Here is a 14323-nt window from a genome sequence, read left to right as displayed (position 1 = left end):
GCGCCCAAAACCGGCGTCAAAGGACGCCACTTCGGGAACGTTACGCGAACGAACGTAAATTTTCAGGAAACGGCTGGCAGGGGCAGAGGGACTCGAACCCGCGACCCTCGGTTTTGGAGACCGATGCTCTACCAACTGAGCTATACCCCTAGGCCGTGGCGTGGGTGCTAAAGTCTCACGCGACCGAAATCAAGTGCCTTTCCACCGATCTTTCGCATTTCCCCGCCGAAGAAATCGCCGTGGAACGCATGCCGGGCGCAGATCGTTTTTCTCCCGAACCTGCGCAAGCTGCGCCTCAAGGAAAGGAAAGCAAATGCCCAAGATTTCCGAAGCCCGCATTCTGATCATGGCCACCAATGGTTTTGAGCAAGCCGAATTGACCGTTCCGCGCGACAAGCTGACCGAGGCCGGCGCGCAAATCGACCTCGCCTCGCTCGACGGCGAAGACATTCGCGGCTGGGACGAGACCGACTGGGGCGAGACCGTTTCGGTTCAATGCAAGATCTCCGACGTCGTCGCCTCCAACTACGATGCGATCGTTCTCCCCGGCGGTCAGATCAATCCCGACCTTCTTCGCGTCGAGAAAAGCGCGCTGGACCTGCTGCGCAGCTTCTACGACCAAGGCAAGGTGGTCGCCGCGATCTGCCACGCGCCGTGGCTCCTGATCGAGACCGGCATCGCCAAGGGGCGCAAGATGACCTCGTATCATTCGGTGCGCACCGATGTCGAAAACGCCGGCGGCGACTGGGTGAACGAATCCGTGGTGTCCGACAATGGCGTCGTCACATCGCGCAACCCGAACGATCTGGACGATTTCGTCGCCAAGATCATCGAGGAAGTGCAGGAAGGCCGCCACATGCGCGAGGCCGCCTGATCTCGAGAGACTACCGCTTCCTGCGCTTCGAATAGAGGCGCAGGAGGCCCATGACCATCAACTGCGCGGCGACAATCACCACGCAGACGACCGCCAGATAATCGAACGCATTGTCGGAGTTCAGCCCCGGCATCCCGCCAATGTTGACCCCGAACAGACCGGTAAGAAACCCGAGCGGCAGGAAGATCGTGGAGACGACCGACAGCACGAAAGTGTTGCGGTTGACCCGGTCAGAGAGTTGGCTCGACAGTTCTTCGCGAAGCACCTGCGCCTGATCGCGCAGCTCGTCCATATCTTCCGAAATCCGCGTCATCTTCAGCGCTTCTTCCTCGATCTCGCGCCGCGTGACCTCGTCGATGAGCGGGCTCTCCGCCTGTGTCAGACGGATCAACGCCTCGCGTTGCGGCGCGAGGTAACGCCGCGCCGCAATCACCTGCAGCCGCAAATCCAGAACATCGTGGCGCATGTGATCGGCCTGCCCGCCATAGACCTGATCTTCCAACGCCTCGGCACGTTCGTCCAACTCGGTCTGGAACACCCCGATATTGCCGACGATATCCTCGGTCAGTCGCACGAGGAAGGTTCCCGCATCGCTGGGCCCTTTGCCGTCGCGGATCGCCGCGTTCATCCCTTCGATCGCGCGCACCCGCTTGCGTGAAATCGTCAGGATGCGCTGCCGGTCGAGATACATCCGCAGCGAGACCATATCCTCGGGGTCTTCGCCCTCGTTGAAGTTGATCGCGCGCAGGATCACCAGAAGCCCCTCGCCGATCTGACTCATCCGCGGGCGCGTATCGACGTCGAGCAACGCCTCCACCGCCTGCGGGTCGAGGTAATCCAGCTCCTCGCGAATCCAGCGCTGTGCCTGCGGATGCGTCCCGTCCAGATGCGCCCAGGCGAGCCGCTCGTCCCGCAACGCCTCGACGATGTCGGCAGGCCCGTCGGGGTCGGGCGCACCCGTCAGGATATGCGAGAAGAGGATCGGGCTGTTGGTCATCCGGGCTCCGGGAGAAATCGTAGCGTTGCCCAGAGCCTAGCGTCGTTGCGCGCAGCGGCAAGCCTCTCGCTCAAGGCGCGTGTTCGGCCAGCGCCGCCACACCCCCCGCCTCCAGCGCCGGCAACGCCCTCTGGATCGCCTCGACCGGCCAGTCCCACCACGCCAGATCGAGCAATCGTGCGACCTCATCGGGGCTGAACCGGGACCGCACCACGCGCGCCGGATTGCCCGCGACGATGGCAAAGGGCGGCACGTCCTGCGCGACAACCGAGCCAGCCGCCACGATCGCCCCCGCGCCGATGCGCACACCGGGCATCACCATCGCGTTGAAGCCGAGCCAGACATCCGGCCCGATCACGGTGTCGCCGATCGCGGCATTCTCCTCGAGATATTTCCCGGCCGTCTCCATGTCGAAAATCCGAAACGGATAGGTGGTGATCCCGCCCATCGGGTGATTGGCCGAGGCCGTGATGAAGCGCACCCCATGCGCGATCTGCGCGAAAGCCCCGATCACCAGCCGCTCGGGACAGCCGGGATAGAGGTAAGGCGCAAGCTCCGCCGCCGCGTCCGTCACGGGGGCAAGCGGGCTGTAATAGGCATAGAGCCCGACCTCGATATTGGGATGGTCGATCACAGCCTGCAGAAACACAGTCGGTTCATGCGGGGTGCCGTCGGGCAACAGGACAGGATTGCGGGTATCGGGCGCAGGAAAGCGCCGCGGCAGCGGATGGGCAGACATGGAGAGACCTCTCTCGATCAGAGTTTCAGGGAAACGGGATCAGAAAAGGGTCTTGTCCATCGGAGCCTCCATCGTGCGTCCCATCAGTCTAGTGCAAGCGACGGGGCCGCGCCAGCCGCCCTCTCACAGCTTGCGCGCAAGCCAGCCCTTCACCGCCTCCGCGATCTGCTCCGCCGCCTCCGGGTCGAGGTGGAAATGGTGGTCGCCCGCGATCTCGATGCTCTCGTAATCGGCGACCAGCTCGGCCCCCCACTGCGCCAGCTCCGCCGTGCCCTCGCGCTGCGCCCGGATCCCGTCCCCGGCCCAGATGTTAAGGACCGGCGCGCGGATCGCCCGCAGCACCGCCTCCACGTCGTCGCGGTCGAGCTTCACCGCAGAGCTCGCGAACAGCCGCCGGTCGCCGCGCAGATGCCAGCCCTCCGGACCTTCTTCCAGCGCACGCTCCGCCAGCGCCTCGGCCACCGCGCGGGCATTGCCCTGCCCCGCGCGGCGCGCGATATAGTCCTCACGCGTCGGGAAACGGCGCGGAGGCCGCGCCGCCTGCGTTGGCACCTCGGTCAGATAGGCGCGCAGCGTTGTGACGAAACCCTGCGCCACCGGCTCGGGGGCCAGCGAATCGAGCGCGATGAAACCCCGCACCCGCTCCGGCATCGCCGCTGCCAGCAGCGCCGAGATATTGGCGCCGCGCGAATGGCCCAGCAAAACGCACTCCTCCCAGCCCAGAGCATCGAGCACCCGCAGGATCTGCGGCAGGTCATCCCAGATGTTATAGCTCGCATGGGCCGCGCGATGCCCGCTCAGGCCCTGCCCGCTCAGATCGAGCGCGACGACGTGGCAACCCTCGAGCCGCGGCGCGAGCGCGGCAAAGCTTCCCGCATGATCCATCCAGCCGTGCAGCGCCAAGACCGGAAGACCGTCCTCGGGCCCCCAGGCGCGCCCCGCGACCCGCAGCCCGTCCATATCCCAATGGCACTCGCGTGCCGCAGTTGCCTCTGCCATGTCCCGCATCCTCCCCCATGGTCCGCCCTGCAGAAGACCTAGCGCGACACGCCCGCGATTACGACCACCCGCACAGGCCCTTCACGCAAAGCAAAAGGGCCGCCCAACCGGGCGGCCCTTCGCAAATCGCTATGATCCGAGGATCACGCGATGATTTTGGAGACGACGCCGGCGCCGACGGTGCGGCCACCTTCGCGGATTGCGAAGCGCAGACCGTCTTCCATCGCGATCGGAGCGATCAGTTCGACTTCGAACTTCAGGTTGTCGCCCGGCATGACCATCTCGGTGCCCTCGGGCAGCGTCACGGTGCCGGTCACGTCCGTCGTGCGGAAGTAGAACTGCGGACGGTAGTTCGCGAAGAACGGGGTGTGACGGCCACCTTCCTCTTTGGTGAGGATGTAGGCTTCAGCCTCGAACTTGGTGTGCGGCTTAACCGAACCCGGCTTACACAGAACCTGACCACGCTCGACGCCGTCACGGTCCACACCGCGCAGCAGCGCGCCGATGTTGTCGCCAGCTTCACCACGGTCCAGCAGCTTGCGGAACATCTCGACGCCCGTGCAGGTCGTCTTCGTGGTGTCGCGGATACCCACGATTTCCAGTTCGTCGCCGACGTTGATCACGCCACGCTCGACGCGGCCGGTCACAACCGTACCACGGCCCGAGATCGAGAACACGTCTTCGATCGGCATCAGGAAGGGCTGGTCCACGGCGCGCTCCGGCGTCGGGATGTAGCTGTCGACAGCTTCCATCAGCGCGCGGATCGAGTTCTCGCCGATTTCCGGGTCACGGCCTTCCATCGCGGCCAGAGCCGAACCCTTGACGATCGGGATATCGTCGCCGGGGAAGTCGTAGGACGACAGAAGTTCGCGAACTTCCATTTCCACGAGCTCGAGCAGCTCCTCGTCGTCGACCTGGTCAACCTTGTTCAGGTAGACAACCATCGCCGGGATGCCGACCTGACGGCCGAGCAGGATGTGCTCGCGGGTCTGCGGCATCGGGCCGTCAGCTGCGTTCACGACCAGGATTGCGCCGTCCATCTGCGCTGCACCCGTGATCATGTTCTTCACGTAGTCGGCGTGGCCGGGGCAGTCGACGTGCGCGTAGTGACGCGACTCGGTCTCGTATTCCACGTGTGCGGTCGAGATCGTGATCCCGCGGGCCTTCTCTTCCGGCGCGCCGTCGATCTGGTCATACGCGCGGAAATCACCGAAATACTTCGTGATCGCAGCCGTCAGCGTCGTCTTGCCGTGGTCAACGTGGCCAATCGTGCCGATGTTGACGTGCGGTTTGTTACGTTCAAACTTTTCCTTTGCCATCTCGCGGGGCGCCTCTGGTTAGGGGGCCGCTAGCAGCGAGCCCGAGTCAATATCGCGCGCTACCTATTGCGCTGGCGGGGAAAAATCAAGCCCGGAATGCAGGGTTTCCCCTGTCTGTGTTCGTGGTTTCGCTTGGGCAGCGACCGGCGCCGCACTACCATCTCGTCATGGATTACGCTGCGACAGACGACACCCACCGCCTTCCGGCCCGTGCGCCCCTTGCCGAGCATCCGCTGGGCATCTTCGCGAGCTTCCGCGCCGCGCGGCGCAACCTGTTGGAAATCATACCGGAACTGGCAACCCATGCGCCGATCATCTCGGGCAATACCGGGGCGCGCTGGCATATGGTGATGGACCCCGACAGCCTGCGCCACATCCTCAAGACACGCGTCGAGGATTATCCGAAATCGGTGGTGACCAAGCTCATTCTCGGCCCTGCCGTAGGGGAAGGTCTATTCGTCGCCGAAGGGGCCGAATGGCGCTGGCAGCGCCGCGCCGCCTCTCCGGTCTTCGCCGCGCGCAACATGGAGGCGCTCGCCCCCGTCATGGGCGCCGCAGCGGAGGCCTCTGCGGCGCGCATCAGCACCGCCGCCAATACCGGCCGCGCGGTGGACCTGCATCAGGAAATGGTAGCCGCGACCTTCGAGGTGATCTCGGACGTGACCTTCTCGGGCGACGAGGGCTTCGACCGCGCCGCGATCCATCGGGCGATCGACGCCTATATCGCGCAGACCGCGAAGGTCTCGCTTCTGGATCTCTTCGCCCTGCCCGCCTGGGTGCCGCGCCCGCATCGGGTGATCTCCTCGGGCGTCGTGCGCGACCTCAAGCGCCATGCCGACCGCGCGATCGAGGCCCGGCGCGCGGGCGAGGCGAAGGCGGTGCCCGACCTTTTGGACCTGCTCGACGGCGCGCAGGACCCCGAAACCGGCCGCGAGATGAGCCCGGCCGAGCTGCGCGACAACCTGCTGACCTTCATCGTCGCAGGCCACGAGACGACCGCGCTGACGCTCGCCTGGGCGCTCTATCTCTGCGCCTTCGACCCGGAGGTGCAGGAGGCCGCCCGCAGCGAGGCGCGGGCCGCGCTCGGCGCGCGCGCGGCGACCGTCGATGACCTGCCGAAGATGCCCCTCGTCGCGCAGATCGTGAACGAAAGCCTGCGCCTCTACCCGCCTGCGGGCTTCCTGTCGCGCACGGCGCGCAAACCCGACACGCTTCTGGGGCGCGAGGTGCGCGCGGGCGACACGGTGATGCTGCCGATCTACGCGCTGCACCGCCACCATGCGCTCTGGGAGGACCCGCATGCCTTCCTTCCAGACCGTTTCGCCAATCCGACGCATGACCGCTTCGCCTTCCTGCCCTTCGGGGCCGGGCCACGCATCTGCATCGGCGCGGGCTTCGCGATGCAGGAGGCACAGATCATCCTCGCCACGCTCCTCGCCCGGTTCCGCTTCACCGCCGTGCCGGGACGCGAGCCTGTGCCGGAGATGATCCTGACGACACGCCCGAAGGGCGGCATCTGGCTGACGGCAGAGCGCGCGTGACGGGCGAGAGCAAACACGCGCCCTTCGCCTTGGCGAAAATATCCCGGGGGTGAATTGCCCTGCAGGGCAAGAGGGGGCAGCGCCCCCTGGCGGATCGACCGGGCCTGCCCGGACGATCCCTCAGACAAAGCCTCAGGTGAACCTGTTGTCCCGCGGGAAGCCGCGCGGCGCCATGCGGCCCGCCGAGGCCCGCTTGCCGGTCCATTCGGCGAGATCGGTCTCGGTCCGAGTCCGGCCCGCCGGATCCTTCCAGCTCAGACCATCGGCCAGGGTGAAGGTCTGAGCATCGCTCAGCCCGCCATCCTTGTATTTCTGCAGCCGGACGCCCTTGCCGCGTGCCATCTCGGGCAGTTCTTCAAGCGCAAAGACCAGCAGCTTGCGGTTCTGACCGACGCAGGCGACCGTATCGCCGTCGATCTTCGAACAGACGGTGGTTTTCGCCGCGCCCTTCATGTTCAGAACCTGCTTGCCCGATTTGGTCTGCGCCACGAGCTCCTCGCCCGGACAGATGAAGCCGTCGCCATCCGAGGAGGCCAGCAGATATTTCTCGCCCGCCTTCGGCAGCAGCAGATGGGTCACCTCCGCCTCATTCGGCAGATCGACCATCAGCCGCAGCGGCTCGCCCATGCCGCGCCCGCCGGGCAGATTCGCCCCGAGCACGGTATAGGCACGACCGTTCGAGCCCATCGCGACGATCCGGTCCGTGGTCTCGGCATGCATGGCGAACATCGGCCCGTCGCCATCCTTGAACTTCACCTCGGCATCGAGCGCGTTGTGACCCTTCATCGCCCGGATCCAGCCCATCTTCGACAGGATCACGGTGATCGGCTCTCGCTCGATCATCGCCTCGATCGGCACTTCCTCGACCTCGCCGGCCTCGGCGAAGCCGGTGCGCCGCGCGCCACCCTCGGCATTGCGGCCGAATTTCTTGTCGATGTCTTTCAGCTCGCCGCCGATCGTCTTCCATTGCAGCTTTTCGGAGGCGAGCAGGTCTTCGAGCCCCGAGCGCTCTTCGATCAGCGCATCACGCTCGCGCTTGAGCTCCATTTCCTCGAGCTTGCGCAGACTGCGCAGGCGCATGTTGAGGATCGCTTCGGCCTGCACGTCGGACAGCTCGAACTCGGCCATCAGCATCGCCTTGGGCTCGTCCTCGTAGCGGATGATCTCAATCACCCGGTCGAGGTTCAGGAAGGCGATGATGTAGCCTTCGAGCACTTCGAGACGCGCATCGATCTTGTCCATCCGGTGCTGCGAGCGGCGCAGCAGCACCTCGCGCCGGTGATCGAGGAAGGCACGCAGCACCTCCTTGAGCGAGCAGACCTTCGGCACCCGCCCGTCGATCAGCACGTTCATGTTGAGCGAGAACCGGACCTCCAGATCGGAGTTCTTGAACAGCATCCCCATGAGCATCTCGGGCTCGACGGTGCGCGATTTCGGCTCCAGCACGATGCGGATATCGTCGGCGCTCTCGTCGCGCACATCGGCCAGCGCGGGCACCTTGCGGGTCTGAATGACCTCGGCCAGACGCTCGATCAGCTTCGATTTCTGTACCTGATAGGGGATCTCGGTGACGACGATCTGCCATTGACCGCGGCCCAGTTCCTCTTTCTCCCAACGCGCCCGCAGGCGGAACGCGCCGCGGCCGGTGCGATAGGCGTCGCGGATATTTTCGGGCGGCTCGACCAGCACGCCGCCGGTCGGGAAATCGGGGCCGGGGATATGCTCGACCAGCTCGTCATCGGTGATGTCAGGACGCTTGATCATCTCCAAGAGGGCCTCGACCAGCTCGCCAAGGTTATGCGGCGGGATATTCGTGGCCATGCCGACCGCGATGCCGCTTGCGCCATTGGCCAGGAGATTCGGGAAGGCGGCGGGCAGCACGACCGGCTCGGTCAGCGTGCCGTCGTAGTTCGGACGGAAATCGACCGCGTCCTCGGCCAGACCTTGCAGAAGCGACTCGGACGGGGACGCCAGACGCGCCTCGGTGTAACGCGAGGCTGCCGGGTTATCGCCGTCGATATTGCCGAAATTGCCCTGCCCGTCGACGAGCTTGTAGCGCATCGCGAAATCCTGCGCGAGACGCGCCATCGCATCGTAGATCGCGGCATCGCCATGGGGGTGGTAGTTCCCCATCACGTCGCCCGAGATTTTCGCGGATTTCCGGAAACCGCCGGTGGGCGACAGCTTCAGCTCGCGCATCGCGAAGAGGATGCGCCGATGCACCGGCTTCAACCCGTCGCGCGCATCGGGCAGCGCCCGGTGCATGATCGTCGAGAGCGCATAGGTCAGATAGCGCTCGCCAATCGCACGGCTCAGCGGTTCGGAACTGGTGGAGAGGGGATTTTCTTCGTCACTGCTCATGCCGATTTACTAAAGCCGCACCCGATCCCGGTCCAGCGGGAAAAGCAGTAATAAGAATTTCCACGGAACTTTTCCCCCGTCGGCGGAATTTCACCGACGTAGAGCAGAGAGAATCGTGTTAATATTTTCACGCTTCCCCAGCTGCCAATCGGAATCAGGGGGTTGATCATGGGCAAGTTGTTGCTGACCACTTTGGCGGGTATTTACGCCGTTATGGCCATCGCCGGACGCGACGTTCCCGGGAACGTCGAACAGGCCTCTGCGGCCACGTCGAATGACACCGTACAGGTCTCACGCGCCGCGAGCGACAATCAAGAGCTTTCGGCCAGCGAAGCTCCTCAAATTGTCGCGAAGGCTGCCGCCGCATCGCAAGCCAACGCGCCGAAAATCGAGAAAGCCTCTTTGATCACGCGCGTCACGCCGAACACGCGGATGCCGGGCCCGGAGCTCAAACCGTCGCCGGAATATCGCGACACCTCGGCGCCGAAAGTCGAGGGCGGCACGCTCTGGAGCGTGTCTGCCAATGCGCTCAACGTGCGCTCCGGCCCGTCCACCAGCGACAGCGTGATCGACCGCGTCCGCAAGAACGACGAAGTGCTCGTCGTGGCCGAGATCGGCGGCTGGGCGAATGTGAAGATCGAGGGCGACGGCACCGAAGGCTGGGTCTCCAAGAAGTACCTGCGCCCGGCAAATTGACCTAAACCGGCCTGCCAGCCGCTAAAATCTTGCCTTTTCAAATGGCTCGAAATACCCCCGTCGGAGGCAAATCTCCGGCGGGTTTTCCTTTGCGTCGCCGGATCAGAGGGAAGGCGCGCGCATGGCCAAGACGATCCTGATCACCGGATGCTCCTCGGGCATCGGCTACGACGCGGCCCACGGGCTGAAAGCCGCGGGCTGGAAAGTCTTCGCCACCTGCCGCCGTGAAGAGGATTGCGAGCGCCTGCGCTCCGAAGGGCTGATCTCGTTCCAGCTCGACGTGGCCGATCCCGAAAGCATCGAGGCGGGCTTCAACGAGGCTCTCGCGCGCGGGCACGGTCGGCTCGACGCGCTCTACAACAACGCAGCCTTCGCCTGCCCCGGCGCTGCGGAGGACATCCCCCCCGGCGCGCTGCGCGAGATCTTCGAGACCAACCTGTTCGGCCTTCACGACCTGACGACCCGCGCGATCAAGGTGATGCGCGCGCAGGGCGACAATGGCGAGGGGCGCATCCTGCAATGCTCCTCGGTGCTGGGCTTCGTCGGGCTGAAATGGCGCGCAGCCTATGCCTCGACGAAATTCGCGTTGGAAGGGCTGACCGATGTGATGCGGCTCGAAATGGCCGATACGGATATCAAGATCGTACTGATCCAGCCCGGCCCGATCACTTCGAAAATCCGGGTCAATTCGATCCCGCCTTTCGAGAAATGGGTGGATTGGGAGAATTCCGCCCGCCGCGCGCAATACGAGGGAAGTCTGCTCAAGCGCCTCTACCAAAGCCGCGGCAAGCCCGACACGTTCGAACTGCCGCCCTCCGAGGTGACCAAGGCGATCCTCAAGGCGCTCGAGGCCCCGAACCCGAAGCCGCGCTACAAGATCACCACGCCGACCAAGGCGATCAGCGTCGTGCGTCGCTTCCTGCCGGACCGGATGCTCGACTGGGTGCTGGACAAGGGCTGAAAATCCTTTCGCATTTTCGTGATCTCCAGCTATGTCTTGAGCCCAGAGGGAGAGAGACTACATGCGCAACGACCCGTTATTTTATGTCGTCGCTCTGGCGAGTTTGGCGGTTCTGGTGATCTTGATGATCGGCATCGCGGGCTTCGGACGCGGGGGCGATTTCAACAAGAAACACGCCAACAAGCTGATGCGGTTGCGCATTGCCGCCCAGGCGGTCGCGATCGCACTGATCCTGTTGTTCGTTTATCTTAGAAGGGGTGGCTGATGGTCGTTCTCAATCGCATCTACACGCGCACCGGCGATGCCGGGGAAACCGCGCTCTCGAACGGAGTGCGCGTCGCCAAACATTCCGCGCGCGTGACCGCCTATGGCACCGTGGACGAGCTGAACGCGACCGTGGGCATTGCGCGCCTGCATGCGGATGAGGCGCTGCAAAAGCAGCTCTCCGTGATCCAGAACGACCTCTTCGATCTGGGCGCCGATCTGGCGCGCCCCGATATGGAGCATGACGACGAGGCGGGCTACCCGGTCCTGCGCATGGTCGAGTCTCAGGTGACCCGGCTCGAGACCGAGATCGACGCGATGAACAAGAAGCTGGAGCCGCTGCGCAGCTTCATCCTGCCGGGCGGCACGCCGCTTGCCGCGCACCTGCACATGTCGCGCACCGTGGCACGGCGTGCCGAGCGTGAAACCGTGTCACTGGCCGCGATAGAAGGCGTCAACGAATGGGCGGTGAAATATCTCAATCGCCTGTCCGACTGGTTCTTCGTCGCTGCCCGGATCGCGAATGACGACGGCAAGGACGATGTGCTCTGGGTTCCAGGCGGGAGCCGCTAAGCGCCCCCTACAGAAAGCTCTGCGGATCGATATCGACCGCGAGCCGCGCATTGGTCGGCAGCTTCAGCCCCTTGAGCCAAGCCTTGAGCGCGCCCTGTAGCGGCGCGCTTTTCTCTGCCTTCACCAAGAGCCGCACCCGATGCCGCCCGCGCACCCGTGCGATCGGCGCAGGCGCGGGCCCGAAGACCTGCGCCCCGATCCGGCGAAGCGCGGCATCGTTGCGCGCGAGGTGGTTGCCCACCTCAAACAGCGGCTGCAAATCCGGCCCCGACAGGATGATCCCAGCCATCCGCCCGTAAGGCGGCACGCCCTGCGCCTGCCGAGCAGCGGCCTCCTGCGCCCAGAACGCCTCCTCGTCGCCGCCCAGAATCGCGCGGATCACCGGGTGTTCGGGCTGGTAGGTCTGCAACAGCGCCGCGCCCTTCTCCTCGGCGCGGCCCGCCCGGCCCGCCACCTGCCGCATCAGCTGGAACGTCTTCTCCGCCGCGCGCAGATCCGAGCCCTGCAAACCAAGATCGGCGTCGATCACCCCCACCAGCGTCAGCCGCGGGAAGTTATGCCCTTTCGCCACGATCTGCGTCCCGATGATGATATCCGCCTCGCCCTGTGCAATCTCGGCAATCTTCTCCTTCAGCGCGCGGGCCGAGCCGAACAGGTCCGAGGACAGCACCGCCAGACGCGCCTCGGGGAAGCGCTCCGCGACCTCCTCGGCCAGCCGCTCCACCCCCGGCCCGACCGGGGCGAGCTTTCCCTCCACCTCGCAGCTCGGACATTTCACCGGGATCGGCTTGGTCTCGCCGCATTGGTGGCAGACGAGCCGCTTGAGGAAACGGTGCTCCACCATCCGCGCGTCACAATGATCGCAGCCGATCTGATGCCCGCAGGCGCGGCAGATCGTGACCGGCGCATAGCCGCGACGGTTGAGAAACAGCATCGCCTGCTGCCCTTCGGCCACCCGCGCGAGAACCTCTTTCACCAGCGTCGGCCCGATCCAATGCGCGCTCTCGATCGCTTCGTCGCGCATGTCGATCGTGCCCATCTCGGGCAATTCCGCCGTGCCGAACCGCGCGCCCAGATCGAGCCGCTGATATTTCCCGGCCTCTGCATTCGCCCATGTCTCGAGGCTTGGCGTCGCCGAGGCCAGCACCACCTGCGCCGAACAGCCCGAGGCGCGCAGAACCGCCATGTCGCGGGCGTTATAGAGAACGCCCTCCTCCTGTTTGTAGGAGCTGTCATGCTCCTCATCGACGACGATCAGGCCCAGATCGCGGAACGGCAGAAACAGCGCCGAGCGCGCTCCTACGACAAGTTGCACCTCGCCCGCCCCGCAGGCCTTCCACAGCCTGCGCCGCTCGCTTTGCGTGACCCCGGAATGCCACTCGCCGGGGCGCGCGCCGAACCGCGCCTCGACCCGCGAGAGAAACTCCGAACTCAGCGCGATCTCGGGCAACAGCACCAAAGCCTGCCGCCCCTTGCGCAGACATTCCGCGACCGCCTCCAGATAGACCTCCGTCTTGCCCGATCCGGTCACGCCTTTAAGCAGCGTCGTCGAATAAGCCCCGGAGCCCGCGCGCAAAGCCTCCGCCGCCGTGGTCTGTGCCTCCGACAGCGCCTTGCCGGGCAGGGCCGGTTCGAGCCGCGGGAACGGTTGATCGCGGGGCACCTCCGCCTCGATAAGCGCGCCGGTCTTCACCAGCCCCTTCACGACCTGCGTCGTCACCCCGGCCAGATGCGCCAACTCGCTCAGATAGAAGCCCGCACCGCCATGCTCTTCCAGCACCTCCAGCACCCGCGCCCGCGCATCGGTCATCCGCGACGGCTCCCGGTCGCCCAGCCGGTAAATCTTGCGCATCCCCGGCGGATCGCCCAAGCCCGGCGCGCGCGTCGCCAGACGCAGCACCTGCGGCAGCGGCGTCATCGTGTACTCCGCCATCCGCTCCAAAAACACCCGCAGCTCGTCGCGCATCGGCGGCACGTCGAAGACCCGGTTCACCGCGCGCAGCTTGGCGGCATCGAAACCGCCTTCGCCCGCCCCCCAGACCACGCCGAGCACCTTGCGCGGCCCCAGCGGCACCTCGACGAAAGCCCCGCTGAAACAACCGCCCTCCGGCGCGCGATAATCGAGCGGGCGCCCGATCGGCTCCGCCGTCAGTACCGCGACCCGCGCGCCCTCTTCGAACCAACCGGGTTCAGACATCGCCATGCCTTCCAACTGCGCTAAATATCCCGGGGAGCGGCGAAGCCGCGGGGCGGAGCCCCCGTCCTGCTGCGACCTCTTTCGCCGTCGCCACTTTTGCGCTAACACGCTCGCGACTGCTGCCAAGGAGAGCTGCCATGAAATTCTTCGTCGATACCGCCGACACCGCCGCGATCAAGGAACTCAACGATCTGGGCATGGTCGATGGCGTGACCACCAACCCGTCGCTGATCCTGAAATCGGGCCGCGACATTCTCGAAGTCACCAAAGAAATCTGCGACATGGTCCACGGGCCGGTCTCGGCCGAAGTCGTGGCCACCGAAGCCAAGGACATGATCGAAGAAGGTATGAAGCTCGCCAAGATCGCCCCCAATATCGCGATCAAGGTTCCGCTGACCTGGGACGGCCTGACCGCATGCAAGGCTTTCGCATCCGAAGGCCACATGGTCAATGTCACGCTGTGCTTCTCGACCGCGCAGGCGATCCTCGCCGCGAAGGCGGGCGCGACCTTCATCTCGCCCTTCATCGGCCGTCTCGACGACATCAACCTCGACGGGATGAACCTGATCGAGGACATCCGCACGGTCTATGACAACTACGACTTCACGACCCAGATCCTCGCCGCGTCGATCCGTTCGGTGAACCACATCAGCGACGCTGCCCGCATCGGCGCCGACGTGATCACCGCACCGCCGGCGGTCATCAAGTCGATGGTCAACCACCCGCTGACCGACAAGGGTCTGGCCCAATTCCTCAAGGACTGGGAAGCGACCGGCCAGAAGATCTGATCTTCTCGCGTGAG

General features: G+C 65.1%; 13 protein-coding genes and 1 tRNA gene. 7 read left to right on the top strand and 7 right to left on the bottom strand.

All coding sequences use genetic code 11. From position 1 onward, the window contains the following. Positions 1-74 precede the first annotated feature (74 nt). A tRNA-Trp gene (locus ACZ7GB_RS16385) sits at positions 75-150 on the bottom strand. A gap of 163 nt (positions 151-313) precedes the next feature. Here ACZ7GB_RS16385 and ACZ7GB_RS16380 point away from each other — a divergent pair. Further along, a complete protein-coding gene (locus ACZ7GB_RS16380; protein WP_472159546.1) occupies positions 314-874 on the top strand; it encodes a type 1 glutamine amidotransferase domain-containing protein in 561 nt (186 codons plus the stop codon). Positions 875-884: 10 nt separating this feature from the next. Here the strand turns inward: ACZ7GB_RS16380 and ACZ7GB_RS16375 are convergent, their stop codons facing one another. The 4 genes from ACZ7GB_RS16375 to tuf all read right to left on the bottom strand — a co-directional run bounded on the left by ACZ7GB_RS16375 (position 885) and on the right by tuf (position 4928). Beyond that, on the bottom strand, positions 885-1871 hold the full coding sequence (locus ACZ7GB_RS16375) for a zinc transporter ZntB (RefSeq protein WP_472159544.1): 987 nt from the start codon (positions 1869-1871) through the stop codon (positions 885-887). 70 nt (positions 1872-1941) lie between these two features. Further along, positions 1942-2610, bottom strand: coding sequence for a CatB-related O-acetyltransferase (locus ACZ7GB_RS16370; RefSeq protein WP_472159542.1), 669 nt, complete (start codon positions 2608-2610; stop codon positions 1942-1944). Between the two features lie 123 nt (positions 2611-2733). After that, positions 2734-3609, bottom strand: a complete 876-nt coding sequence (locus ACZ7GB_RS16365) for an alpha/beta fold hydrolase (protein ID WP_472159540.1) — start codon at positions 3607-3609, stop codon at positions 2734-2736. 143 nt (positions 3610-3752) lie between these two features. Continuing rightward, a complete protein-coding gene (tuf, locus tag ACZ7GB_RS16360; protein ID WP_078549290.1) occupies positions 3753-4928 on the bottom strand; it encodes an elongation factor Tu in 1176 nt (391 codons plus the stop codon). 167 nt (positions 4929-5095) lie between these two features. Here tuf and ACZ7GB_RS16355 point away from each other — a divergent pair, with 167 nt between their 5' ends. After that, positions 5096-6469: a cytochrome P450 gene (locus tag ACZ7GB_RS16355; RefSeq protein WP_472159538.1), complete on the top strand. Its 1374-nt coding sequence runs from the start codon at positions 5096-5098 to the stop codon at positions 6467-6469. A gap of 132 nt (positions 6470-6601) precedes the next feature. On the opposite strand, the gene parC is transcribed toward ACZ7GB_RS16355, so the two are convergent. Then, positions 6602-8830, bottom strand: a complete 2229-nt coding sequence (gene parC, locus ACZ7GB_RS16350; protein ID WP_472159537.1) for a DNA topoisomerase IV subunit A — start codon at positions 8828-8830, stop codon at positions 6602-6604. Between the two features lie 168 nt (positions 8831-8998). Here parC and ACZ7GB_RS16345 point away from each other — a divergent pair, with 168 nt between their 5' ends. The 4 genes from ACZ7GB_RS16345 (at position 8999) to ACZ7GB_RS16330 (ending at position 11324) form a co-directional block, all read left to right on the top strand. Further along, on the top strand, positions 8999-9526 hold the full coding sequence (locus tag ACZ7GB_RS16345; RefSeq protein ID WP_472159535.1) for an SH3 domain-containing protein: 528 nt from the start codon (positions 8999-9001) through the stop codon (positions 9524-9526). 121 nt (positions 9527-9647) lie between these two features. Next, the gene (locus ACZ7GB_RS16340) at positions 9648-10487 is read left to right on the top strand and encodes an SDR family NAD(P)-dependent oxidoreductase (protein WP_078542598.1); all 840 of its coding nucleotides are present in this window, start codon (positions 9648-9650) and stop codon (positions 10485-10487) included. Positions 10488-10548: 61 nt separating this feature from the next. Further along, the gene (locus ACZ7GB_RS16335; RefSeq protein ID WP_078521361.1) at positions 10549-10752 is read left to right on the top strand and encodes a twin transmembrane helix small protein; all 204 of its coding nucleotides are present in this window, start codon (positions 10549-10551) and stop codon (positions 10750-10752) included. Continuing rightward, positions 10752-11324, top strand: coding sequence for a cob(I)yrinic acid a,c-diamide adenosyltransferase (locus ACZ7GB_RS16330; protein ID WP_472159533.1), 573 nt, complete (start codon positions 10752-10754; stop codon positions 11322-11324). Before ACZ7GB_RS16335 ends, ACZ7GB_RS16330 begins: the two co-directional genes overlap by 1 nt. A gap of 7 nt (positions 11325-11331) precedes the next feature. On the opposite strand, the gene ACZ7GB_RS16325 is transcribed toward ACZ7GB_RS16330, so the two are convergent. After that, the gene (locus ACZ7GB_RS16325) at positions 11332-13521 is read right to left on the bottom strand and encodes a primosomal protein N' (RefSeq protein WP_472159531.1); all 2190 of its coding nucleotides are present in this window, start codon (positions 13519-13521) and stop codon (positions 11332-11334) included. A gap of 137 nt (positions 13522-13658) precedes the next feature. Between ACZ7GB_RS16325 and fsa the strand changes: the two genes are divergently transcribed. Then, the gene (fsa, locus tag ACZ7GB_RS16320) at positions 13659-14309 is read left to right on the top strand and encodes a fructose-6-phosphate aldolase (protein WP_078542596.1); all 651 of its coding nucleotides are present in this window, start codon (positions 13659-13661) and stop codon (positions 14307-14309) included. Positions 14310-14323 lie beyond the last annotated feature (14 nt).

The sequence above is a fragment of the Thioclava sp. PTB-PU3-1 genome (genome assembly GCF_055666785.1).
Note: the sequence above shows the minus strand (reverse complement) of the source record. Positions and strands in the feature narration are given on the sequence as shown.

Excerpts from the sequence above, each read along its gene's own strand:
- ACZ7GB_RS16375 (WP_472159544.1), bottom strand. The coding sequence starts at position 1,871 with ATGACCAACAGCCCGATCCTCTTCTCGCATATCCTGACGGGTGCGCCC.
- ACZ7GB_RS16325 (WP_472159531.1), bottom strand. The coding sequence starts at position 13,521 with ATGTCTGAACCCGGTTGGTTCGAAGAGGGCGCGCGGGTCGCGGTACTG.
- ACZ7GB_RS16345 (WP_472159535.1), top strand. The coding sequence starts at position 8,999 with ATGGGCAAGTTGTTGCTGACCACTTTGGCGGGTATTTACGCCGTTATG.
- ACZ7GB_RS16340 (WP_078542598.1), top strand. The coding sequence starts at position 9,648 with ATGGCCAAGACGATCCTGATCACCGGATGCTCCTCGGGCATCGGCTAC.
- ACZ7GB_RS16370 (WP_472159542.1), bottom strand. The coding sequence starts at position 2,610 with ATGTCTGCCCATCCGCTGCCGCGGCGCTTTCCTGCGCCCGATACCCGC.
- parC (WP_472159537.1), bottom strand. The coding sequence starts at position 8,830 with ATGAGCAGTGACGAAGAAAATCCCCTCTCCACCAGTTCCGAACCGCTG.
- ACZ7GB_RS16330 (WP_472159533.1), top strand. The coding sequence starts at position 10,752 with ATGGTCGTTCTCAATCGCATCTACACGCGCACCGGCGATGCCGGGGAA.
- tuf (WP_078549290.1), bottom strand. The coding sequence starts at position 4,928 with ATGGCAAAGGAAAAGTTTGAACGTAACAAACCGCACGTCAACATCGGC.
- ACZ7GB_RS16365 (WP_472159540.1), bottom strand. The coding sequence starts at position 3,609 with ATGGCAGAGGCAACTGCGGCACGCGAGTGCCATTGGGATATGGACGGG.
- ACZ7GB_RS16335 (WP_078521361.1), top strand. The coding sequence starts at position 10,549 with ATGCGCAACGACCCGTTATTTTATGTCGTCGCTCTGGCGAGTTTGGCG.
- fsa (WP_078542596.1), top strand. The coding sequence starts at position 13,659 with ATGAAATTCTTCGTCGATACCGCCGACACCGCCGCGATCAAGGAACTC.
- ACZ7GB_RS16380 (WP_472159546.1), top strand. The coding sequence starts at position 314 with ATGCCCAAGATTTCCGAAGCCCGCATTCTGATCATGGCCACCAATGGT.
- ACZ7GB_RS16355 (WP_472159538.1), top strand. The coding sequence starts at position 5,096 with ATGGATTACGCTGCGACAGACGACACCCACCGCCTTCCGGCCCGTGCG.